The sequence below is a fragment of the Elusimicrobiota bacterium genome, from assembly GCA_016182905.1.
Lineage (GTDB): Bacteria > Elusimicrobiota > Elusimicrobia > UBA1565 > UBA9628 > GWA2-66-18.
In genome coordinates, this window is record JACPFR010000017.1 from 15,365 (window position 1) to 36,471 (window position 21,107).

At 68.8% G+C, this 21,107-nt stretch carries 22 protein-coding genes; 10 read left to right on the forward strand and 12 right to left on the reverse strand.

Features of this window, described 5'->3' with window-relative positions; translation table 11 throughout:
- Positions 1–2: 2 nt before the first annotated feature.
- Entirely contained in the window at positions 3–1,151 is a 1,149-nt protein-coding gene (locus HYV14_06520) for an adenylate/guanylate cyclase domain-containing protein (protein ID MBI2385651.1), read from the forward strand.
- Between the two features lie 16 nt (positions 1,152–1,167).
- Here HYV14_06520 and HYV14_06525 read toward each other — a convergent pair whose 3' ends face one another.
- Both HYV14_06525 and HYV14_06530 read right to left on the reverse strand, forming a co-directional pair.
- Positions 1,168–2,352: a HEAT repeat domain-containing protein gene (locus HYV14_06525; GenBank protein ID MBI2385652.1), complete on the reverse strand. Its 1,185-nt coding sequence runs from the start codon at positions 2,350–2,352 to the stop codon at positions 1,168–1,170.
- The gene (locus HYV14_06530) at positions 2,349–3,296 is read right to left on the reverse strand and encodes a hypothetical protein (GenBank protein ID MBI2385653.1); all 948 of its coding nucleotides are present in this window, start codon (positions 3,294–3,296) and stop codon (positions 2,349–2,351) included. The genes HYV14_06525 and HYV14_06530 overlap by 4 nt, the downstream gene beginning before the upstream one ends.
- A gap of 168 nt (positions 3,297–3,464) precedes the next feature.
- Between HYV14_06530 and HYV14_06535 the strand changes: the two genes are divergently transcribed.
- From HYV14_06535 to HYV14_06570, 8 genes are all read left to right on the forward strand, one after another.
- The gene (locus HYV14_06535) at positions 3,465–3,935 is read left to right on the forward strand and encodes a ribosome maturation factor RimP (GenBank protein ID MBI2385654.1); all 471 of its coding nucleotides are present in this window, start codon (positions 3,465–3,467) and stop codon (positions 3,933–3,935) included.
- Between the two features lie 4 nt (positions 3,936–3,939).
- The gene (gene nusA / locus HYV14_06540; protein ID MBI2385655.1) at positions 3,940–5,190 is read left to right on the forward strand and encodes a transcription termination factor NusA; all 1,251 of its coding nucleotides are present in this window, start codon (positions 3,940–3,942) and stop codon (positions 5,188–5,190) included.
- A gap of 209 nt (positions 5,191–5,399) precedes the next feature.
- The gene (infB, locus tag HYV14_06545; protein MBI2385656.1) at positions 5,400–7,946 is read left to right on the forward strand and encodes a translation initiation factor IF-2; all 2,547 of its coding nucleotides are present in this window, start codon (positions 5,400–5,402) and stop codon (positions 7,944–7,946) included.
- Between the two features lie 14 nt (positions 7,947–7,960).
- Positions 7,961–8,311 carry a 30S ribosome-binding factor RbfA gene (gene rbfA / locus HYV14_06550; GenBank protein MBI2385657.1) on the forward strand — a complete coding sequence of 117 codons (351 nt, stop codon included), beginning with the start codon at positions 7,961–7,963 and terminating at the stop codon, positions 8,309–8,311.
- Entirely contained in the window at positions 8,308–9,045 is a 738-nt protein-coding gene (truB, locus tag HYV14_06555) for a tRNA pseudouridine(55) synthase TruB (GenBank protein MBI2385658.1), read from the forward strand. The genes rbfA and truB overlap by 4 nt, the downstream gene beginning before the upstream one ends.
- Positions 9,042–9,425 (forward strand): riboflavin kinase, encoded by a 384-nt coding sequence (locus HYV14_06560; protein MBI2385659.1) that lies wholly within the window; start codon positions 9,042–9,044, stop codon positions 9,423–9,425. The genes truB and HYV14_06560 overlap by 4 nt, the downstream gene beginning before the upstream one ends.
- Positions 9,422–9,619 carry a hypothetical protein gene (locus HYV14_06565; GenBank protein ID MBI2385660.1) on the forward strand — a complete coding sequence of 66 codons (198 nt, stop codon included), beginning with the start codon at positions 9,422–9,424 and terminating at the stop codon, positions 9,617–9,619. The genes HYV14_06560 and HYV14_06565 overlap by 4 nt, the downstream gene beginning before the upstream one ends.
- 151 nt (positions 9,620–9,770) lie before the next feature.
- Entirely contained in the window at positions 9,771–10,409 is a 639-nt protein-coding gene (locus HYV14_06570; GenBank protein MBI2385661.1) for a DUF374 domain-containing protein, read from the forward strand.
- On the opposite strand, the gene HYV14_06575 is transcribed toward HYV14_06570, so the two are convergent.
- Genes HYV14_06575 through HYV14_06620 form a run of 10 tightly spaced genes read right to left on the reverse strand, consistent with a single transcriptional unit; the run spans position 10,398 to position 20,039 of the window.
- Positions 10,398–11,192, reverse strand: a complete 795-nt coding sequence (locus HYV14_06575) for an ABC transporter permease (GenBank protein ID MBI2385662.1) — start codon at positions 11,190–11,192, stop codon at positions 10,398–10,400. The two genes, HYV14_06570 and HYV14_06575, sit on opposite strands and share 12 nt — an antisense overlap.
- Complete coding sequence (locus HYV14_06580; GenBank protein MBI2385663.1) at positions 11,189–12,049, reverse strand: ABC transporter permease; 861 nt, start codon at positions 12,047–12,049, stop codon at positions 11,189–11,191. The genes HYV14_06575 and HYV14_06580 overlap by 4 nt, the downstream gene beginning before the upstream one ends.
- 23 nt (positions 12,050–12,072) lie before the next feature.
- Complete coding sequence (locus HYV14_06585; GenBank protein ID MBI2385664.1) at positions 12,073–13,131, reverse strand: spermidine/putrescine ABC transporter substrate-binding protein; 1,059 nt, start codon at positions 13,129–13,131, stop codon at positions 12,073–12,075.
- On the reverse strand, positions 13,124–14,245 hold the full coding sequence (locus tag HYV14_06590; GenBank protein ID MBI2385665.1) for an ABC transporter ATP-binding protein: 1,122 nt from the start codon (positions 14,243–14,245) through the stop codon (positions 13,124–13,126). Before HYV14_06590 ends, HYV14_06585 begins: the two co-directional genes overlap by 8 nt.
- A gap of 8 nt (positions 14,246–14,253) precedes the next feature.
- Positions 14,254–15,459: an ornithine--oxo-acid transaminase gene (gene rocD, locus HYV14_06595; GenBank protein MBI2385666.1), complete on the reverse strand. Its 1,206-nt coding sequence runs from the start codon at positions 15,457–15,459 to the stop codon at positions 14,254–14,256.
- Positions 15,456–15,818 carry a hypothetical protein gene (locus tag HYV14_06600; GenBank protein ID MBI2385667.1) on the reverse strand — a complete coding sequence of 121 codons (363 nt, stop codon included), beginning with the start codon at positions 15,816–15,818 and terminating at the stop codon, positions 15,456–15,458. The genes rocD and HYV14_06600 overlap by 4 nt, the downstream gene beginning before the upstream one ends.
- Entirely contained in the window at positions 15,815–16,555 is a 741-nt protein-coding gene (locus tag HYV14_06605; GenBank protein ID MBI2385668.1) for a hypothetical protein, read from the reverse strand. Before HYV14_06605 ends, HYV14_06600 begins: the two co-directional genes overlap by 4 nt.
- The gene (locus HYV14_06610; GenBank protein MBI2385669.1) at positions 16,548–17,882 is read right to left on the reverse strand and encodes an aspartate aminotransferase family protein; all 1,335 of its coding nucleotides are present in this window, start codon (positions 17,880–17,882) and stop codon (positions 16,548–16,550) included. The genes HYV14_06605 and HYV14_06610 overlap by 8 nt, the downstream gene beginning before the upstream one ends.
- Positions 17,879–18,493 carry a hypothetical protein gene (locus HYV14_06615; protein ID MBI2385670.1) on the reverse strand — a complete coding sequence of 205 codons (615 nt, stop codon included), beginning with the start codon at positions 18,491–18,493 and terminating at the stop codon, positions 17,879–17,881. Before HYV14_06615 ends, HYV14_06610 begins: the two co-directional genes overlap by 4 nt.
- Positions 18,494–18,527: 34 nt before the next feature.
- Complete coding sequence (locus tag HYV14_06620; protein ID MBI2385671.1) at positions 18,528–20,039, reverse strand: aldehyde dehydrogenase family protein; 1,512 nt, start codon at positions 20,037–20,039, stop codon at positions 18,528–18,530.
- Positions 20,040–20,176: 137 nt separating this feature from the next.
- Between HYV14_06620 and HYV14_06625 the strand changes: the two genes are divergently transcribed.
- Positions 20,177–21,106 (forward strand): hypothetical protein, encoded by a 930-nt coding sequence (locus HYV14_06625; protein ID MBI2385672.1) that lies wholly within the window; start codon positions 20,177–20,179, stop codon positions 21,104–21,106.
- The last annotated feature ends 1 nt before the right edge of the window (position 21,107 follow it).

The following is a 21,107-nucleotide window of genomic DNA, read 5'->3' on the forward strand; positions in this document are numbered from 1 at the left end:
CGTTGACCCCCGAGCGCCTCTCGCGGGCCTGCCTCGTCTGCGGCCTGCCGCTCTCGGGCGCGCTGGCGGCGGCGCTGTCCCTGGCGGGCGTCAAGCGCAGCTCGCGCAACCCCAACTGCTGCACGCGCTGCAACGTGCACATCGAGGAAGGGCGGCTCGTCGAGCTGACGATGGTGTTCGCCGACCTGTCGTCGTTCACGGAGCTCACGGCGCGCCTGGGCGCGGAGGGCACCTACGGCGTCGTGGACAAGTACCTGCGCGAGGCCGCCGGCGTGCTGACCGCCCACGGGGCCTTCATCGACAAGTACATCGGGGACTGCGTCATGGCCTTCTTCAACGTCCCCGTCAAGCGGGCGGACCACGCCGCGGCCGCCGTCGACGCGGCGCGCGAGCTGCAGCTCCGGCTCCCGGCGCTGTCGAAGGAGCTGGGGCACGACCTGCGCGCCTCGATCGGCATCGCGACGGGCTACGCGCGCGTCGGGCGGCTGGGCTCCGACGACGTGAAGGACTACACCGCCATCGGCGACGTGGTCAACCAGGCGGCGCGGCTCCAGGCGCAGGCGCGCGCCGGCGAGATCCTCGTCGCCGAGAACGTCTACGCGCGCGTCGCCGGGCGCTACCCGGGCGTCGCGCGCGAGGACCTCGTGCTCAAGGGCTTCCGTGAGGCCAGCCCCGCGTACCGGCTCAAGGCCGACGGCACGGGGGGCGAGGCCGCCGCGTCCGCGCCCGCGCCGTCGGGACCCGCGCTGACCTGGGGCGGCTTCCTCCTGGCGCTGGCCGGCGGGGGCTGCCTCGGCAAGGTGTTCCTGGGGTCGTTGGCGCTCTCGCTGGGCGCCGGCTCGGGCTCCGCGCTCCTCGCCTTCGCCCTTTGGCTGGATCATTCGCCCTTCCGCGTGCCCTTGCTCATCGCGGCCGCGGCCGCCGCCGCGGCCAGCCTGACTCTCGCCGCGCGCGAGCACCGCGCCCGGCGCGCCCTGGAGGCGAAGAACGGCTGCGTCGTCGTCACGCCCTCGGAGAAGCGCCGGAACCTGCTGGTGGCCTCCCTCTCCTTCGCCGCGCTGCTCTTCGTGGGGATGGAGCTCGCGCTCCACTCTCCGGAAGGCGCGGAGTTCCGGCGGTCGGTCGATCTCCGGGCGCCCGGCGAGCGCTGAGGCGAGCCGCCCCCGCTCAGTCCGGCAGCGCGCCGGCGTCCATCTTCATGTTGAGAGGATCGTCGATGGACTTCAGGGCGGCCGCGGCCTCCCTGCGCACGAGCTCCTCCTTCTCGCTCGCGGCGAGCTTGAGCAGGGCGGGCTTGGCGCGGTCGCTGCCGATCCTCCCGAGCGCGCGCGCCGCGAGGGCGCGGGCGAGCTTGCTCTCGTCGGAGAGCGCCGGGACGAGGGCGTCGACGGCCTTGGGGCTGCCGATCAGGCCGAGGGCCTCGATGGCGCTGCCTCGCGCCTTCTGGTCGGGATCCCCGAGGGCCTTGATCAGCGGGTCGACGGCCCGCTCGTTGTCCGCGCGGCCGAGGCTCAGCGCCGCCCGCGCGCGGGCCGCGGGATCGGCGCCGGCGAGGGCGGCGAACGCCTCCGCGTCGGGGTCCGGCGGCGGGGCGGCCGCGGCGGCGGCGACGGGCCGCGGGGCGGGCCGTACGGTGCAGCCGTTCTCCATGTTCGGGGGGTGCTTCAGATTCGCCGAGAAGAAGGAGATGAACGACTCGTACTCGGCGGAGGCGTTCTGGTCGCGCGTCTCCTGGTCTGCGTAGGGGAGACGGCCGTCCGCGTCGACGTCCGTGCCGGGGCCCAGGAACATGTGGCCTCGCCAGATCTGCGCGCCGCCGGCGCTGTCGAAGAGCTGGGCGACGGCGTCCCGCTCGTAGAGCGCTCTCGTCGCGTTCGGCGTGCCGGGGGACTTCAGCCGGTCCGACAGGAAATCTCCGAGCGCCTCGCCGCCGGTCCCCCGGGAGTACTTCTCGCCGCGCCAGTCCTTCACCCAGAAGACGAGCACTCCGATCCGGGCGTCCCGGCGCGGCATGCGGGAGAGCAGTCCGGAGGTCACCTCGCCTCCGTTGGCCCATTTGCGCGGAGACGGCGGCGACAGCAGGGCGTGGGGCAGCTTCTCCCGCGCCTCGGCGTGGCCCATCACCTGCCAGCACCCGCTCTCGCGCAGGCGCTGCTCGATGTTGCCGAGGAGCATCTCCTGGGCGGCGGAGTGCTGCGTGCTCCCGGCGACGACGACGAGATGGGTCAGCCCGCGGTAGGCGGCCGGGTCGACGGCCTCGGCCTTGGGCTTCGGGAAGAGGACGTCGAGCAGGGCCGCGCGGGCGGGCGGCGCTGCGAGCGCGAGGACGAGGACCGCGGAGAGGCGCCTCACGCCTTCTTCGGCGTCCAGGCCGAGCCGAGCATCTCCGGCGTGTAGCCGGGAGGCACCGTGCCCGAGGTCGCGTAGCGGTAGAGCACGCACAGGTAGATCTGCCCCGCGACGCCGAGCGCGTAGGTGAAGGCGAACGCGAAGGCGAGCCAGAACAGCAGCCCGGCGACGAAGGGCGCGAAGGACTGCGACGCCCAGCCCGCCCAGCCGGCGAGGCCGCCGACGACGAACAGGCTCGCCACGACGATCACCCCGCCGATCTGCAGGCCCGCGTAGCCGGCCAGGGCCTCCCCCCACGCCTTGCGGATCACGCCGGCGGAGAGCTTGACGGCCTCGATCGGGTTCTCCGCGCGCTCGTCGAGCACGAGCACGGGGATGACGAACACGCTCGCCACGCTCCAGGCCGCGCCGACGAAACGGATCACCCAGCGCCCGAAGAAGCCGAAGCGCTCCTCGAGCGCCTTGATCATCAGGCCGACGACGCCCGCGAACAAGGTCCACATGAGGATGGGTTTCAGCTTCGTGAGGGCGAACTGGATCCCCTCGGTGACCGAGACGGGGTTGCCGTCGAGCGCGTCGAAGATCTCGTGGACGAAGGCCACGTTGAAGAAAGTGGCGAGGAACATGGACAGGAAGTAGGCCAGGGCGAAGTAGGCGAGCGCCTGCTTGGACAGGGCGTAATGCTGTTTGCGGCCTTTCATCAGGTCGATCGCGTCGGGCTCGCTGGCGACGACCAGGCGGGAGCCGACCTCGGCCCAGTGTTCCGCCGTCTTGTAGCCGTGCTGGGACGGCTGGAACACGATCGGGGTCAGGAACAGGCCGCCGATGACGCAGGTGAGCGCCGCCGTGGCGACCGGGAACAGGAGCAGGCGGGGGTTGGCCCGCATCACCGAGAACGAATTGCCGAGGAGGAGGAAGCCGTTCTTGAAGCGGGCGATTATGTTCATGGGCGCAGTATAACCCGTGTAATTGTAAGGCGCAAGTCCTTGACATCGCCGCCCGATTCGTGCTATCATGCCTTTGTTCGCCTCCCAACGTCTTGGGGGGCGCGCTTTCTTAAGGAGTGGCTGCCGTTATGAGCCACTTTTTTTATTGAGTTTTATTGGATTAAGACCATGGACGCCAAAGAGATCGAAGCGCTTCTGACCCCCCTCATCGAGCAGGAAGGCGGTGAATTGGTGGACCTGCAGTGGCGCATGGAAGGTCCGCAGTGGGTCCTGCGTCTGTTCCTGGACAAGCCGAACGGGATCACGCTCGACGACTGCGCGTACTTCTCGGACCGGGTCGGGGCGACGCTCGACGAGGGCGACAAGATCGCGCGCTCCTACGTGCTCGAGGTGTCGTCTCCCGGCCTCGACCGCGTGATCAAGAAGGACAAGGATTTCGAGCGCTTCGCGGGCAAACCCGTGAAGCTGCGTCTGAAGCTCCCGGAGAACGGCCAGCGCCGGTTCACCGGGGTCTTGAAGGGCCTGAACGAGGGCAAGGTCTCCGTCCAGGTGGAGAAGGACCTCAAGGCGTTCGCGCGCGAGAACATCGACGAGCTGCGTCTCGACGACTCCGCGGCGGTTGATTTTTCGGAGGATTGATCTTATGAGCAAATCCGAGCTGATGACGGCGTTGGAGCAGATCGCGCGTGAAAAGAACATCCCCGTGGACGAGATCCTGTCCATGATCGAGGGCGCCGTCGTGTCCTCCCTGCGCAAGCACGTCGGCAAGAACGCCGACATCCGCGCCTCCATCGACCGCGAGAGCGGCGTCTTCTCCGCCGTCGTGGCGAAGAAGGTCGTCGACGAGGTCGCGGACCCGGAGCTCGAGCTCACCGAGGCCGACGCCCAGAAGATCAAGAAGGGCGCCAAGGTCGGCGACGAGCTGATCTATCCCGCTCCCGCCGCCGACTTCGCCCGCATCGCCGCGCAGACCGCCAAGCAGGTTCTGACGCAGCGCGTGCGCGAGGTCGAGCGCGACAAGCTGTACGAGGAGTTCAAGCCGAAGGAGGGCGAGGTCGTCTCCGGCTCCGTCCACCGCTTCGTCGAGCGCAGCATCATCGTCGACCTCGGCAAGACCGAGGGCGTTTTGCCCCCGCGCGAGCAGATCCGCCGCGAGCGCTACAACATCGGCGGCAACGTGCGCGCCGTCATCCTGCGCGTGGACAAGTCCCAGCGCGGCCCCGCGGTCGTCCTCTCCCGCGCCGCCGATCTTTTCCTCCAGAGGCTGATGGAGATGGAAGTCCCCGAGATCGCGGACAAGACCGTCGAGATCGTGCGCATCGTGCGCGACCCCGGCTTCCGCGCCAAGGTGATCGTGAAGTCCAACGACCCTCGCGTGGACGCGATCGGCTCGTGCGTCGGTCTGCGCGGCTCGCGCATCCGCTCGATCATGAACGAGGTCGCCGGCGAGCGCATCGACCTGATCGCCTTCGCCGAGGGCGTCGAGGAGTCCCTCGCCGCGGCCCTGGCCCCGGCCAAGGTCTCGTCGGTGCAGGTCATGGATCCCGAGAACCGCATCGCCGAGGTCCTCGTCGCCGAGGAGCAGCTCGCCCTGGCCATCGGCAAGGACGGGCAGAACGTGCGCCTCGCGCAGAAGCTCACCGGCTGGACCCTCGAGGTCAAGGCCGAGCCGGCGAAGCCCTCTAAACGCATCAGCAGCGAAGGTGCTGATGCGTCCCTGGCCACGCTCGAGGGCGTCGGCCCCAAGACGCTCGAGATCCTGGTCAAGGCCGGCATCACCGACGCGGCGAAGCTCGCCGCGGCCTCGGCCGAGGACCTGAAAACGGCCGGCATCGGCGAGAAGACCGCGGCCAAGATCATCGCGAACGCCAAGGCGGCGCTCGAGAAGGCGTAGACCGAGGAGACTGAGCAATTAATGGCGTGGCCCTCGGAGGCTTGCAATTGACCGATGGCGTTGTTGCTCCTCGCTCAGATAGCTACAGCTATCCTCGCTCGTCGCGCCTAGCCAGCAGCCAAACCCGTTCGACCGAGGGCTACGCCATTAATTGCTCAGTCTCCTAGGTCCTGCCTAGGTCCCCGCCAATTTGCTATAATCGTCCGGTAATGGAAAAGAAGACCACGAAAAAGACTCCGGCGAAAAAGCCCGCCGCCGCGAAGCCCGCGGCCGCCAAGGCCAAGGCCGCCCCGAAGAAAGCCGCCGCCAAGGGCACGGCCGCCGAAGTCCGCACGACGCAGGAAGAGGGCTCGATCGCGCCTCCCACCGCCAACCTGGTCTCCGCGTTCGCGATGTTCAAGAAGCGCAACGTCTCCACCGCCGGACCGACGGTGACGCGCCTCGCCGCCGGCGCCGCGCTTCCGAAGCCGCCCGCTCCGAAGCCGGTCGTTCCGCCCGCGCCCGCCGCCGCGGCGGCGGCTCCGGCCCCCGCTGCGCCGCCCTCGATCCCGACCGCGCCCGTCGCGAAGCCGCCGGTTCCCGGCGCCCCGGTCACGATCAAGCAGCCCGCCGTCCCCGGCGCCTTGCCGCCGAAGCCGGTCCAGCCCGCCGCCGGCGCTCCGGCCGCGCCCGTCGCGCCCAAGCCCGCCGTTCCCGGGGCTCCCGTGCCGCCCGCGCAGAAGCCGCCGACGACCGGCGCGCTCCCGCCCATGCCGCCGAAGCCCGGCACCTCCGGTCCGCAGAAGCCGGTCATCCTGCGCCCCGGCGCAATCACGATCCGCCCGCAGATGACGCCGCGTCCCGGCGCCCCGCGCCCTCCGATGCCCGGCCAGCGCCCCGGCCAGCACCGCCCGGGCCAGGGAGGCGGTCACCGCCCCCAGCAGCAGAACCGGCCTGCCGCGCCCTCGGTGAAGCCCCTCGAGCCCGGCCAGAAGCCCGCGCTCAAGAAGATCAAGGTGTCCTCCATGATCACCGTCCGCGAGCTCTCCGAGAAGATGGAGATCAAGACGAACGACGTCATCAAGAAGCTGATGGGCCTGGGCATCTTCGCCACGATCAACCAGCGTCTCGACACCGAGGCCGCGCAGGTCGTCGCCTCCGACTTCGGCTACGAGCTCGAGGTCGTCGCGATGTACAAAGAAGAGGAGCTCGCGGTCGTCAAGGCCGAGAAGGAAGACCCCGCCAAGCTCAAGAGCCGCCCCCCCGTGATCACCATCATGGGCCACGTCGACCACGGCAAGACTTCGCTGCTCGACGCGATCCGCTCGGCGAAGGTCGCCGAGGGCGAGTCCGGCGGCATCACGCAGCACATCGGCGCCTATAAGGTCCACATCGACAAGGGCGACATCGTCTTCCTCGACACGCCCGGCCACGAGGCCTTCACCGCCATGCGCGCGCGCGGCGCCAAGGTCACCGACATCGTCGTCATCGTCGTCTCGGCCACCGACGGCATCATGCCGCAGACGATCGAGGCCATCGACCACGCGAAGGCGGCCGGCGTGCCGATCGTCGTCGCGGTCAACAAGATCGACCTCCCCGGCGCCAACCCGCAGAAGATCCGCCAGGACCTCTCCGGCCACGGCCTGCAGCCCGAGGAGTGGGGCGGCAAGAACATCTTCGTCGACGTCTCCGCGAAGAAGCGCCTCAACCTCGACAAGTTGTTGGAAAGCTTGGCTCTTCAAGCGGAAATCCTCGAGCTCAAGGCCAACCCGGACCGCCCCGCCTACGGCACGGTCCTCGAGGCCAAGATGGACCCGAAGCGCGGCGCCGTCTCTACCGTGCTCGTCCAGGCCGGCACGCTCAAGCTCGGCGACGCGTTCGTCGCGGGCCTGGCGCACGGCAAGATCAAGGCCCTCGTCGACGACAACGGCAGGCGCATCGAGTCCGCCGGCCCCGCGACCCCCGTCGAGATCCTCGGCATCATGGGCACGCCGCAGGCCGGCGACGCGTTCACCGTCGTCGAGAACGAGAAGGCCGCGCGCGACATCGCCGAGAAGCGCCGCCTGATCCACCGCGAGCAGACGATGGCCCACCAGAAGCACATGACGCTCGTGGGCCTGCGCTCCGCGATGAGCACCGGCGCGTCGAAGGCCAAGGACCTCAACATCCTCCTCAAGGCCGACGTGCAGGGCTCCCTGCAGGCGCTGCGCGACTCGCTCGAGGGCCTCTCCACGACCGAGTGCCGCGTGCGCATCATCCACGGCGCCATCGGCAACGCCAACGAGTCCGACATCCTGCTCGCCTCCGCCTCCGACGCCGTCACCTTGCTCTTCAACGCCGAGGTCGAGCCGCGCGCGGCCGAGCTCGCCGAGCGCGAGGGCGTCGAGGTCCGCAAGTACGCGGTCATCTACGACCTCATCGAGGACGTGAAGGCGGCCCTCGAGGGCCTGCTCGCGCCCGAGATCGTCGACGTCGTCGTCGGCAAGGGCGAGGTCAAGGCGCTGTTCAAGGTCAAGACCGGCGTCATCGCCGGCTCCGCGATCCGCGACGGCAAGGCCACCCGCGGCGGGCATATCCGCGTGCTCCGCGACGGCAAGACGCTCCACACCGGCAAGGTCACCACGCTGCGCCACTTCAAGGACGACGTCAAGGAGATCGAGAAGGGCCAGGAGTGCGGCATCGGCACCGAGGGCTTCAACGACTTCGCGGTCGGCGACCTGCTCGAGTTCTTCGTCAAGGAATCGCGCACGCGGCGTCTGTCCCAGTCGCCTCGGTAGAGGACAGACGCATCATGTTCGAGCGCAACGACCGGCTTCGCGAGCTTTATAAAGAGCTCGTCTCCACGCACCTGCGCGAGGTCAAGGACCCCGGGCTCGTCGGCTTCATCACGGTCACCGACGTGGACCTGTCCCACGACCGCAAGACGCTCAAGGTCTTCTATTCGATCCTGGGCACCGACGCCGAGCGCGAGCGCGCCGCCGCCGCCCTGGAGCGGGCCGCCCCGTACCTGCGCGAGCTCATCAAGAAGAAGGTCTCGGTGAAGACCATCCCGAACCTGGTCTTCACCTACGACATCACGCCGAAGAAGGCGTCGCGCATCGACGAGCTCCTCAACAAGCTCGAGAAGGAAAAGAACCAGTGACGGGCGCGGGCTTCCCTGCGGCGGGGATGCTCCTCATCGACAAGCCCGCGGGGTGGACCTCGCACGACTGCGTCGCCGTCCTGCGCAAGCTCTTCCCCCGCGGCACCAAGGTCGGCCACACGGGCACGCTCGACCCCCTCGCCACGGGCCTGCTGGTGGCGCTGATCGGCCCGTGCACCAAGCTCCAGGCCCGCCTGCAGGGCATGGACAAGACCTACTCGGGCACGATCCGCCTCGGGGTGAAGACCGAGACGGGAGACGTCACCGGCAAGGTCATCGAGGAGAAGCCGCTGCCTTCCCTGGACCTCGCCCGGCTCAAGGCCGAGTGCTCCGCGCTCATCGGCACCGTGGACGCGCCCGCCCCCGCCTACTCGGCGGTCAAGCACCAGGGGCGCCCGCTGTACGAGTACGCCCGCAAAGGCCTCGAGGTCCCGGTGAAGGCCCGCCAGTCCGTGCTGCATTCCTGGGAGGCCCTGTCCTGGGAGGCCCCCGAGCTGACCCACCGCCTGAGCTGCGAGAGCGGGACGTACGTCAGGACCCTCGCCGAAGTCCTCGGGGCGAGACTGGGCTGCGGCGGGACCGTCTCGACGCTCCGCCGCGAGTCCGTGGGCCCGTTCCTCCTCGCCGACGCCCAGCCGCTCGACGCGATCCGCGCCATGCCCGCCGTCGAGCTCGCCCAGCGCCTGGCGGCGTCGCTCCCGGTCCTCGAGAAGGCCCTCAAAGACAAGCCATGACCACCGTTCGCGGCCGCGTGGTCCGCGGCGAGCGCGTCGGCCGCAAGCTCGGCTTTCCGACGGCCAACGTCAAGGTCCCCGCCTCGGCCCGCCCACCGCGCGGCGTCTGGAGGGTTTCGGTTCGCGGCACGACGATCGGCGAGCGTCTCGGCGCCTGCAACGTCGGCGTCCGCCCCACCCTCGGCGGGCTGCGCCTCGTCGTTGAGGTGCATATCCCCGGCTTCCGCGGGAACCTGTACGGCCGCACCTTGACCTTGCGCTTCCTCTCCAAGATCCGCTCCGAGCGCCGCTTCCCCTCGTTGGACGCCCTGAGGAATCAGATCCGCAAGGACGTGGCGTCCTTGAACCGCAAGGCCGCTTACGGTACAATCAAACCATGAGCCAGCTCAACAGCGACGGGAACATCCTCGGGCGCCTCGGCGCCATCGCCCTTCTCGCCGCCGCCGGCTTCGGCCTGCACCGCCTGAATTGCCCGGTCGTGAAGACCGACGCGTGCTGCGGCTTCATCCAGCGCGCCGCCGCGCACCAGGCCGCCGACGAGGCCGCCAAGGCCGCGCCCGTCCCCGCGAAGTAACCCCCGCGATTCACCGACGCGGCGGCAAAAACTGTTGTCAACGACAGTTTCGACCGGTTATAACCTCGCTACTCTCCACGCGACGAGAAAATAGCGCCCGAAATCGCCCGTTGAGCCCGGGGCGGCGTCCGGTTAACTGGTACACTGAGTGATGCCCGCGATCCGCTTCCTCGTCCCCTACCTCGGGTATCTGTTCTCGACCTTCATCAAGCTCACGACGAGCCTGACCACCGTCCGCGGCGCGATCCGCGACAAGCTGCGCGCCGACGACCGGCGCTTCATCTACGCCTTCTGGCACCAGCGCCAGGTGTTCTTCACCGTCTCGCACCGCGGCGACGCGATGTCCATGCTCATCAGCAAGTCGGTGGACGGCGAGATGATCGCCGAGACGATCCGGCGCTGCTGCGGCGTGTCCTCGGTGCGCGGCTCCTCGTCGCGCGGCGCGTCCGACGCCGTGCGCGGGCTCATCAAGGCATTGCGCTCCGGCCTCGATATCGGCATCACGCCCGACGGCCCCAAAGGCCCCAAGGAGGAGATCAAGGAAGGCGTCATGTACCTCGCCCAGAAGCTGGGCGTACCCATCCTGCCGATCACCAACGCCCAGTCGAACCGCCTGATCCTCAGGGGCACCTGGGACCAGTTCCAGATCCCGATGCCGTTCGGGCGCTCGGTCGTGGTCTACGGCGAGCCGATCTCCGTCGGGCCGCTCGACGACCTGAAGCTCAAGGCGGCGGAGCTCAAGCGCTCGCTCGACGCCATCACCCTCGAGGCCGAAGCCCTAGTGGCGTGAGGCTTCGTCGGGGCGCACGGCGAACGCGGCGTTGAGGCCGATCAGCAGGAAGGTGGCGAGCAGCAGGCACACCGAGAGCGCGTTGATCTCCGGGGTCACGCCGAACTTCATCATCGAGTAGATCTTGATGGGCATCGTGACGATGCCGATGCCCGCGACGAAGAACGAGGTCACGAAGTCCTGGAAGCTCACCGTGAAGGAGAGCAGAGCCCCGGAGATGATGGCGGGCATGGCCAGCGGCAAGGTCACCTTCACGAAGGCCTGCCACTCGGTGGCGCCCAGGTCCATGGCCGCGTCCTCTAAAGATGATTCCTGCAAGGAAATCAGGCGGGCGCGCACGGCCGCGACCGTGTAGGGCAGGCAGATCAGGGCGTGGGAGCTGGCCAGGGCCATGAAGTCCAGCTCGTAGCCCGCCCGGACGAGGAAGGTGAGGATGCCGACGCCCAAGGCCACCTCCGGCATCATCAGCGGGACGTTGAGCAAGGCGTCGTAGGCCCCCCGCCCGCGGAAGGCCTTGTGCTTGACCATCGCGTAGGAGGCGAGCATTCCGAGGACCGCGGCGATGCCGGCGGCGGCGAGCGCCAGCTCGAGCGAGGTCAGCATCGCGCTCATCAGTTCCGCGTCGTGGAACAGGGCCTTGTACCACTTGAGCGTGAAGCCGCGCCAGACGACGTTGCGCCGGGCGTCGTTGAAGGAGAAGACGAACATCACGCCGAGCGGCAGGTAGAGGAAGCCGAACAGCGCGGCGACGTAGGCGGCCATCCCTCCGCTTTTCCTGCTCACGCCTTCTCCCACGCCTGATACAGCCACAGGCCGCCGACGAGGCCGGCGAGCAGCAAGGAGGTCAGGGCGGAGCCGAAAGGCCAGTCCTGGGCCATCATGAACTGGTTGGAGATCAGGTTGCCGAGCAGGTAGTAGCGCGGGCCGCCGAGGATCTCGACGGTCAGGAAGTCGCCCAGGCAGGGGATGAAGGTGAGCACGCAGCCGGCGACGACGCCGGGCAGGGAGAGCGGGAAGGTGACCTTCCAGAAGGCCGTCCAGCGCCCGGCGCCGAGGTCGTAGGCGGCCTCCACGACGGAGCGGGGCACCTTGTCCAGGGAGGCGTACAGCGGGAGCACGGTGAACGGCAGGTAGAAGTAGACCAGGCCGAGGAGGATGGCGAAGGGCGTGTACAGGAAGCCGATGGGCTCGGAGAGGAAGCCGAAGCGGATCAGGGCGGTGTTGAGCAGGCCCTCCTTGCCCAGCACGATCATCCAGGAGTAGTAGGCGACGAGGCAGGAGCTCCAGAACGGCACCATCAGGCCGACGAGCAGCGCGTTGCGCCAGCGGCCGGCGCGGAAGGTGAGGTAGTAGGCGAGCGGGTAGCCCAGGACGAGGCAGACGATGGTCGTGGCCGCGGCGAAGGCGAAGGTCCGGAACAGGACGGGCAGGTACTTGGGGTCGAAGGCCCGGGCGTAGTTGTGGAGGCCGAACTCCCAGACGATGGCGCCGTACGGCCCGTTCTTGGCGAAGGAGAGGAGGATGAGGCCCCCCGCCGGGATGATCAGGAGGAAGATCAGCCACAGCGAGGCCGGGGCGAGCAGGAGGTGGCTGGCGAGAGGCCGGCGGCCGCCGAGGAGCCAGGAAAGAGCCTTGCCCACTTAAGCGGCTCCGATCGCGGGGCTCATGCGACCTTCACGTCGGCCCAGGTCTGGCTCCACAGCTCGCTCTGCTCGCTGTCGAGGACGTGGTGCAGTTGGAGCTGCTTCATGAGGGCGGGCGTGGGGTACACGCGCGGGTCCTTGAGGAGGACCTTGTCGACCTCTTTCTGGGCGGCCAGGTTGGGCGTGGCGTAGCGCACCGAGTTGGCGATGCCGGCCGCGACGGCGGGCTCGAGCAGGTAGTCGATCAGGCGCAGGGTGTCCTCGCGGTGGCGGGCGCCGCGCATCATCGCCAGGCAGTCCACCCACATGTAGGTGCCTTCCTTGGGGATGACGTAGTCGAGGTCTGGGTTCTCGCGCGCGGTCTGGAACAGGTCGCCGGACCAGGTCATCGCCAGGTCGATCTCCCCCGCCACGAGGGAGTTCAGGTAGGAGGCGCTCGAGTACTGCTTGACCAGGGGCTTCTGCTTGACGAGCAGCTCGCGTATTTTACGGAAATCTTCGGGATCCCTGGTCGTTTGCGGGATCCCGAGAAGTTGCATCGCCACCGAGATGCAGTCGCGCACGTTGTCGAGCATGGAGACCCGGTCCTTGTACTGCGGGTCCCACAGGTCCCACCAGGAGGTCGGCGCCTTCCTGATCTTCTTCTTGTTGTAGGCGATGCCGGTCGTGCCCCACAGGTAGGGGACCGTCGTCTCGTCGGGATCGTAGACCGGGCGGCGGAAGCGGGGCGCTAAGTTGCCCAGGTTCTTGAGCGTGCCGGCGGGCACGGGCTCGATGAGGTTCATCGACTTGAAGCGCGGTATTAAGTAGTCGCCGACGACGATCAGGTCGTAGCCGCGGGCGCCGGCGCGCAGCTTGGTGAACATCTCGTCTTCGTCCGCGAACAGGTCATAGCGGACTTCCACACCGGTACGCTTGCTGAAATCCGGCAAGGTGTCCTTGCCGATGTAGTTCGACCAGTTGAAGAAGTTGACGACGCGCTTGTCGTCGGCGCGGCGGCAGGCGGCCAGCAGGGCCGGCATGAGGGGCGCCAGGACGGCGGCCTTCAGGAACGAGCGGCGGGAAACGGTCTCAGGCATTGTCCCGCTCGAGGATGTACACGTCCTCGGGGTCGACGGCCGCGATGACCGGCACGTCCATGTCGTCGTGGACGGCGTAGCGGTCGCCGCCGGCCCAGGCGATGGTCAGGCGCTCGGGGTTCTTCTTGAACATCTGCAGGTAGATCTGGCAGGCGTCGCCCAGGAACACGGTGTCCTTGAGGATCGCGTCGAAGCGGAGCAGGCCGAAGGGCAGCTCGTCCTTGTAGAAGACCTTCACGCGCTCCGGGCGGATGGCGACCTTCACGCGCGCGCCGATCCCCGGCAGGGACTCGTTGGCGTCCAGGGGGACGTTGAGCTCGTGCTCGTCCTCGAGCAGCAGGTGGGCGCGGCCGGGCTCCCCGCGCAGGACCTTGGCGGAGAAGATGTTGGCGCCGCCGATGAAGTCGGCGACGAAGGAGGTCTTGGGCGTCTCGTAGATCTCCCCGGGCGTGCCGACTTGCTCGATGCGCCCGTGATTGAAGACGGCGATGCGGTCGGACATCGTCATCGCCTCCTCCTGGTCGTGCGTGACGTAGATGAAGGCGATGCCGAGCTTGCGCTGCAGGTTCTTGAGCTCGAGCTGCATCTCCTTGCGCAGCTTGAGGTCGAGGGCGCCGAGGGGCTCGTCGAGCAGCAGCACCGCGGGGCGCCCGGCGATGGCGCGGGCGAGCGCCACGCGCTGCATCTGGCCGCCGGACATCGATTGGATGCGGCGCGCCTCGAAGCCGGAGAGCTTGACCATGGCCAGCGCCTCGGGCACGCGCCTCTTGATCTCGTCCTCGGCGACCTTGTCCATGCGCATGCCGAAGGCGATGTTGTCGGCCACCGAGAGGTGCGGGAACAGCGCGTAGTGCTGGAAGACGGTGTGGACGTCGCGGTCGTAGGCCGGCGTGTCGGTGACGTCCGCGCCGCTCAGGCGCACGCGGCCGCCGTCAGGCGACTCGAAGCCGGCGATGATGCGCAAGGTCGTGGTCTTGCCGCAGCCGGAGGGGCCGAGCAAGGTCATGAACTCCCCCTTGCGCACGGTCAGGGAGACGTCGTGCAGGACGGTCGAGGTCCCGAAGGCCTTGTTCAGCGAGGAGACTTCCAGCAGGGCGTCGTCGGACACGGTCATTGATTATACTACGCGGGGAAGGCCGCGACGGCCTTCTTGATCAGCGCGAAGGACTGCTTCGCCTGCGCCTCGGTGAGGTTCAGCGGCGGGGCGAAGCGGATGGTGTTCTCGTGGGTGTCCTTGGCGAGCAGGCCGAGCTTGGCGAGGCTCTCGACGAGGGGGCGCACGCGGGTCTTGAACTCGAGGGCGAGCATCAGGCCCCGCCCGCGGACGTCCTTCAGGTGCGGATGCTCGAGGGTCTCGAGCATCCGCTTGAACAGCGCGCCGGTCTTGGCCGACTTCTGCGGCAGGCGCTCGTCGAGGACGACCTTCACGGCCGCGAGGCCGACGGCGCAGGCGAGCGGGCTGCCGCCGAAGGTCGAGCCGTGGGTTCCGGGCGTGAACAGGCCCAGGACCTCGTCGTCGGCGCAGACGGCCGAGACGGGATAGAGGCCGCCCGACAAGGCCTTGCCCAGGACGTAGAGGTCGGGCGTCACCGACTCGTGCTCGCAGGCGAACATCTTCCCGGTGCGGCCGAGGCCGGTCTGGATCTCGTCGGCGCACATCAGCACGCGGCGCTCGGAGCAGATCTCGCGCACGGCCGCGAGCCAGCCCTCGGGCGGGATGATGACGCCGGCCTCTCCCTGGATCGGCTCGAAGAGGAAGCCGACGGTGTTCTGCGTGATCGCGCGGTCGAGGGCGGCGGCGTCGCCGTAGGGGATGATCTTGAAACCCGGCGTCGCGGGGCCGAACCCCTCCCGCGAGCCGCCGTCGCTCGAGAAGCCCACGATGGTCGTCGTGCGGCCGTGGAAGTTGTCGGCGCAGACGATGATCTCGGCCTTGTCCTCGGCGACGCCCTTGCGGCGGTAGCCCCACAGGCGCATCGCCTTGATCGCGGTCTCGACCGCCTCCGCACCGGAGTTCATCGGCAGGGCGCGGTCCTTGCCCGTGATCCGGCACAGCAGCTCCAGGAAGGGCCCGAGGCGCTCGTTGTGGAAGGCGCGGGAGGTCAGCGCCACGAGCCCCAGCTGCCGCTTCGCCGCGGCGACGATCTTCGGGTGGTTGTGGCCCTGGTTGAGGGCGGAGTAGGCGGACAGGAAATCGAAGTACTTCTTCCCCTCCACGTCCCAGACGAAAGGCCCCTTGGCGCGCGCGATGGCGACGGGAAGAGGATGGTAGTTGTGCGCGCCGAACTTGTCGACAAGCGCGATGACGGCGTCGGTTTTGGTGGTCATGCGAGAAGGGGACGGCCGCCGGCGAGGCGCAGGCCGAAGGCGATCAGGAACGCGCCCGGGATCCAGGCCCGGCCGAGGCTCGAGGCGATGACGAGCAGGCCCAGGCCGATGGTGAAGTCGAGCATCGGGCCGCCGTGGAACACGCGGCCTTTCGCCGTCGAGAAGAAGATGAAGCCGTAGCCGCTGACGACGAGGGCCACGAACTGGGCGTAGTAGAGGCGGCTCCAGGCCGGGGCGCCGAGCGCGACGGGGTTGGGGCCGTAGGCCGAGAGCCAGGTCATCGCCAAGGGCGCCAGCGAGAGGACGCCGAAGCCCGCGCACAGGAGGCCTAAGCGGCTGCGCTGCTCCGCGGGGCTCACAGCTCTCCCTCGGCCCGGACGGGCGCGTCCTTGATGCCGGTGGCGTAGAACAGGTAGAGGATCCCGAGGACCATCACGACGAGGGCGGCGCCGACCTGGAGCTTGCGCTCCTTGGTCCAGAACACGACCTCGGGGGCGGTGATCTGGGCGATCGGGGCGGGCTTCAGGTGCTCCGCCTCGGCCGCGGGTCTCTCGATCAAGGCGATCCCCGACGCGCCGGCGACGGGCGCGGCTGGCTGCGGGGCCGGAGCGGCGGCCCGAGGGGCCTCCTCGGCCGCCTCGCGGCGCTTGATCCGTGAGAAGCGCCCGTCGTTGCGCACCGCGCTCGAGGCGAAGCGCGACTCCATCGTGCGGTCCTGGAGGCGCGGCATCTCCTTCTTCCTCGCCTTCGGCTCGGGCGGCGGCGGCGGCGGTTCGTACTTGGGCGGGGCCTCCTCGCCCGAGACGCCGACGACGGCCACGCCCGCCTTGCTGAGCCCCGGCTCGGGCTTGAGCATCATGCTCGAGGGCACGGGACCGGCCTGGCGGCGCACGCCCTGCGGCAGGGGCACGTCGAGGACGGGCTGCGGCTTGTCCGGAGCCGCCGCGGCGATCGGCGCGGGCCGCGCCGCCTCGCGCCGGAACTCGATCACGTTCTGGATGCAGAACATGGCCGCCATCCCAGCCAGGACGGCCGCGGCGACCTGGGCGAAGCGGGCCTTGGTCGGCGCGACGCGGCGCGGATTTAGCTCAGGCATCCTTGAGGGCCTGCTCGAGCGCCGCCACGGTGCGGTCGGCGTCCGCGACGGTCCAGCACAGGGGCGGCTGGATGCGCAGAGTGTTCCCCTCCAGGCCGCCCTTGCCGACGAGCACGCCCTGGTCCTTCATGGACTCGACGACGCGGATGGTGAGGTCGGGCGCGAACTCCTTGGACTTGCGGTCCTTGACGAGCTCGACGCCGACCATGAGGCCCATGCCGCGCACGTCGCCGACCCGCTCGTCGCGCAACTGGAGCTTCCGCAAGCCTCCGATCAGGCGGTCGCCGACGAGCTTGGAGTTTCCGGCGAGGTCGTCCTTCTCGACGACGTCCATCACCGCGTCCGCCGCGGCGATCGCCATGGGGCCGCCGCCGAACGTGTTGTAGTGGAGCAGGCCCTTCATGGAGTCCGCGATGGCCTTGGTCGTGACGATCGCGCCGATCGGGTAGCCGTTGCCGAGGCCCTTGGCCATGACGATGATGTCCGGCTTGGCGCCCCAGTGCTTGATGCCGAAGTAATGCTCGCCGGTGCGGCCGACGCCGGCCTGCACCTCGTCGCAGATGAACAGGCCGCCGGCCTTGTGCACGAGGTCGGCCGCGGCTTTGAAGTACTCGCGCCCGGGCGTGATCAGGCCGCCGACGCCCATGATCGTCTCGGCGTACAGCGCGGCGATCTTCCCCCCCGACGCGGACGTCTTGAGCGTCTGCTCGAGGCCCTTGATCGCGGCCGCGGTCGACTGCTCCGGCGTCCCGTCGAAGCGGTACGCGTAGTCCGTCGGGGCGAAGGCCACGCCGGCGGGGTAGGGCGCCTGGTTGCGCCAGTTGTTCTGCCCGGTCAGCGCCGTCGTCAGCAAGGTGCGGCCGTGATACGAGCGCTGGACCGCGACGAACTCGTGGCGGCCGGTGAAGGTCTTCGCGACGAACGCGGCCATCTCGTTGGCCTCGGAGCCGGAGTTCGTGAAGAAGCACACGTCCATGTCCGGGTTGACGGTCTTGGCCTTGTCGGCGAGGCGCTTGGCGAACGCGCCGACGGCGGGATGCAGGTACAGCGGCGGCTCGTGCTGGAGCTCGTCGATCTGGGCCTTGAGCTTGGAGACGAAGTGCGGGTGCGAGTGGCCGATCGACACGGTGGCGACGCCCGCGAAGCCGTCGAGGTACTCCTTGCCGTTCTCGTCGTAGAGGAACTGCATCCTGCCGGAGATGATCTGCACCGGCTTGGCGAACATCGGCCCGGGGAGCGGCATGAGGTGGGCGGCTCTCAGCGCGGCGACGTCGGTTGTCGACGCGGCGGGCTTGGCGGCTTTGGGGGCGGCGGTCTTGGGGCTCATGCGGTATTCCTCCGGATTTTGGCGTCGAGAGACAGGGCCAGGCAGATGCCGGCCCCGGACAGCAAGCCGTCCATGAGATTCACCGGCGACGGGAGAAAGGAGACCGGGCTCCAGCGCAGCTTGGCGTAGGAGGGCACGGCCCACAGGAAGAACGAGAGGACGCCGTAGGCGCTCAGGGAGCCGAGGGTCGCCGCGAGAGCGCCGCGCCATTTCGCGGTCGAGGCGCTCATCGCGCCCATGGCCGCGATCGTGCCCCAGATCGCGACGGTGTAGACCGAGGCGACGGCCAGCTGCCACTGGAAGGTCCCCGGCAGGCCGCGCGGCATGCCCCAGCCGGAGTAGCGCGTCAGCCCCGCCATGACCGCGGCGATGCCGAGCATCGGGCCGAGCAGCCCGACGAGCGCCGTCGCGGCGCGCCGCCCCGCCGCGGCGCCGATGGCGGCGTAGAACACCCCGGTATACAGGGCGATCAGGAAGAACTGCGGCCCGTACGGCCCGCGCAGGAAGCCCTCTCCGCCGGCGCGGTCGGCGAGCGTGCTCAGGACGTGCGCGAGGGCCGCGCCGAGGAATCCGGCGGCGCCGCCCCCCACCAACGCCGAGAAGGGCGTCATGCTAATGAACGTCCTGAAGCCCGGTTTCCACTTTTTAGTACAGGTTCGAGGCGCGGCGGGCGCCGGTGTAATCGAGGAACACCGTCTTCTGCTCGGTGAAGAAGTGCATGCCTTCCTTCGCCATCTCGCGCTCGCCGACGCCGGAGCCCTTCACGCCGCCGAAGGGCACCTGGGCCTCGCCGCCGATGGTGGGGCTGTTGAGATGCACCATCCCCGCCTCGATCTCTTCCGTGAAACGCATCGCGAGGGTCAGATCCTGGGAGTAGAACGCGCAGGTCAGGCCGAACGGGCAGTCGTTGGCCAGCTCGACGGCCTTGTCGAAGTCGTCGGTGCGCGTGACGGCCAGCACCGGGCCGAACACCTCTTCCTGCCACAGGCGCGACTTCGGGCTCACGCCGTCGAAGACGGTGGGCTCGACGAACCAGCCGTGGGCGAAGTCGCCGGTCGTGATCCGGTTCCCGCCGCACAGCAGGGTCGCCCCTTCTTTTTTGCCGATCTCGATGTATTCCAGGTCCGTCTTCATCTGGCTCTCGTCGACGGCCGGGCCCATGCCGCTGGTCTTGTCGAGGCCGGGGCCGACCTTGATCTTGGCCACCTCGGCGAGCAGCATCTTCAGGAACTGATCGGCGATCTTCGTATGAAGGATCAGCCGCGAGGTGGCCGTGCAGCGCTGGCCGGTGGAGCCGAACGCGCCCTTCATGACGCCCGCGAGCGCCAGCTCGAGGTCGGCGTCGTCCCAGATGACGGCCGGGTTCTTGCCGCCCATCTCGCAGACGACGGGGATGCCGCGCGCGCCCGCGATCGTGTGGACGCGCTTGCCGATCTCGTTGGAGCCGGTGAACGACACGGCCTTGATGCGCGGCTCCTCGACGAGGACGTCGCCCATGGCCGAGCCCGCGCCCATCACGAGGTTGAGCACGCCCGGCGGCAGGCCGGCGTCCTCGAACGCCTTGACGATGCCCACGGCCAGCGCGGGCACGAGCGAGGCGGGCTTGAAGACGACGGTGCAGCCGGAGATCAGGGCCGGGGCGATCTTCCACGCCGGGATCGCGAACGGGAAGTTCCAGGGCGTGATGATGGAGACGACGCCGCGCGGGTGGCGGGTGGTATAGAGGAGGTTCTTGGCGAGCTCGGAGGGCTGCGTGACGCCGCCCATGCGCAGGCCCTCGCCGGCGAACCATTCGATGAGGGTGATGCCCTTCTCCATCTCGCCGAGCGCCTCGGGCAGGATCTTGCCCTGCTCGAGCGACATCAGGCGGGCCAGCTCTTCCTTCCGCTCGCGCAGGATGAGGGCGGCCTTCATCAGGATGCGCCCGCGCGCGGGCGCGGTCGTCGCCTTCCACGCCGGGAACGCCGCCTGAGCCGCGTCGATGGCGCGCAGGACGTCGGTCTTGTCGGCGCCCTTGAGCTTGGCCAGGACCTGGCGGTTGTCGGCGGGGTTCGTCGAGACGATCTCTTTGGAGGACGAGCCCTCCACCCATTTCCCGGCGATGTACTGCTTCAGAACGGAGACTTCGGGCGTCGTCTTGGTCGCGGTGGGGATCATGACGGTATTATAACTATTCCTCGACGAGCGGCCGCCTTCATTTTGTGACCGAAAATGGAACTTTTTGGGACCTTCGATCGTATGTTTAGGGGAGGCTTCGCCGGTCACTTTCGGCGAAAGTGAACAATGTGAATAGAGTGGATATCTTCCGGCTGAGCGACGAAGAATTATGGCGCGGTCTCAAGGCCCTCGCGGCTCGCGAGCGCGTGCTCGCGGCGGACGCCGTGGCTTACGTGGCGGAGACGCAACGGCGAAAACTCCATGAAGATCATGGATGGCGCTCGATGTTCGAGTATTGCGTCCAGTCGCTGCGCTGGAGCGAGGCGACGGCATACCGCCGAACGCGAGCCGCGAGGGCCGTGCTCGACTACCCCGCCATTCTTGAGATGCTCTATGACGGACGGCTTCATATCGAGGGGGTCGTGATCCTTTCCGCTTTCCTCCCGGACGCCGATTTCCCGGCGCTCCTTCTCAAGGCGGTGGGCATGACCACGAAGAACATAGAGCGTCTCGTCGCCGACCGGCGCCCCGATCCGCCGGTCAGGGACTCCATACGGTTCGTCGGGGCCGCTCCGCCTCCGGTCAGGATCGAGGAGCCGCCCCCGGCGCTCGCTCTTTCGCTCAGCCGCCCACCGGACCATCCGAATCCGCCGGACGCCGCTCCCTCGCGTCAGGCAGCGGTGGCCGAGCCGCCTTCCCCGCCCATCGAGGACGCCGAGTTGCCGGCGGCATCCGATCCTCCGCCGAGCCGTCCGCCCGAAGATCTGTGCCCGCCGAGCGCCGCGCCTTTGCGGCCGGCGGAGGTTCCCGTTCGGGCGAGGCTCGTGCGAGTGGCCTTTACCGCGGACGAAGGCCTGCATCGCCTGGTCCTGCATGCCCAGCAGCTGATGCGCCACAAATATCCCGACGGCAGCCTCGAGGGCATCTTCCGCGACGCGCTGCGTCTCCTCATCGCGAAAAAGGACCTGGGCGTCCGGGCGGCGGCCGCCGCCGCCCGGCGAATGAGGCGAAAAATAATGAGGAAGCCGAAAAAATCCCCCCTTGAAACCGTCGGAAACCGGGGCTAAA

Coding starts and splice junctions, on each gene's coding strand:
- HYV14_06530 (MBI2385653.1), bottom strand. CDS start 3,296: ATGAACATAATCGCCCGCTTCAAGAACGGCTTCCTCCTCCTCGGCAAT.
- HYV14_06535 (MBI2385654.1), top strand. CDS start 3,465: ATGGACGCCAAAGAGATCGAAGCGCTTCTGACCCCCCTCATCGAGCAG.
- nusA (MBI2385655.1), top strand. CDS start 3,940: ATGAGCAAATCCGAGCTGATGACGGCGTTGGAGCAGATCGCGCGTGAA.
- infB (MBI2385656.1), top strand. CDS start 5,400: ATGGAAAAGAAGACCACGAAAAAGACTCCGGCGAAAAAGCCCGCCGCC.
- rbfA (MBI2385657.1), top strand. CDS start 7,961: ATGTTCGAGCGCAACGACCGGCTTCGCGAGCTTTATAAAGAGCTCGTC.
- HYV14_06560 (MBI2385659.1), top strand. CDS start 9,042: ATGACCACCGTTCGCGGCCGCGTGGTCCGCGGCGAGCGCGTCGGCCGC.
- HYV14_06565 (MBI2385660.1), top strand. CDS start 9,422: ATGAGCCAGCTCAACAGCGACGGGAACATCCTCGGGCGCCTCGGCGCC.
- HYV14_06570 (MBI2385661.1), top strand. CDS start 9,771: ATGCCCGCGATCCGCTTCCTCGTCCCCTACCTCGGGTATCTGTTCTCG.
- HYV14_06585 (MBI2385664.1), bottom strand. CDS start 13,131: ATGCCTGAGACCGTTTCCCGCCGCTCGTTCCTGAAGGCCGCCGTCCTG.
- HYV14_06590 (MBI2385665.1), bottom strand. CDS start 14,245: ATGACCGTGTCCGACGACGCCCTGCTGGAAGTCTCCTCGCTGAACAAG.
- rocD (MBI2385666.1), bottom strand. CDS start 15,459: ATGACCACCAAAACCGACGCCGTCATCGCGCTTGTCGACAAGTTCGGC.
- HYV14_06605 (MBI2385668.1), bottom strand. CDS start 16,555: ATGCCTGAGCTAAATCCGCGCCGCGTCGCGCCGACCAAGGCCCGCTTC.
- HYV14_06610 (MBI2385669.1), bottom strand. CDS start 17,882: ATGAGCCCCAAGACCGCCGCCCCCAAAGCCGCCAAGCCCGCCGCGTCG.
- HYV14_06615 (MBI2385670.1), bottom strand. CDS start 18,493: ATGACGCCCTTCTCGGCGTTGGTGGGGGGCGGCGCCGCCGGATTCCTC.
- HYV14_06620 (MBI2385671.1), bottom strand. CDS start 20,039: ATGATCCCCACCGCGACCAAGACGACGCCCGAAGTCTCCGTTCTGAAG.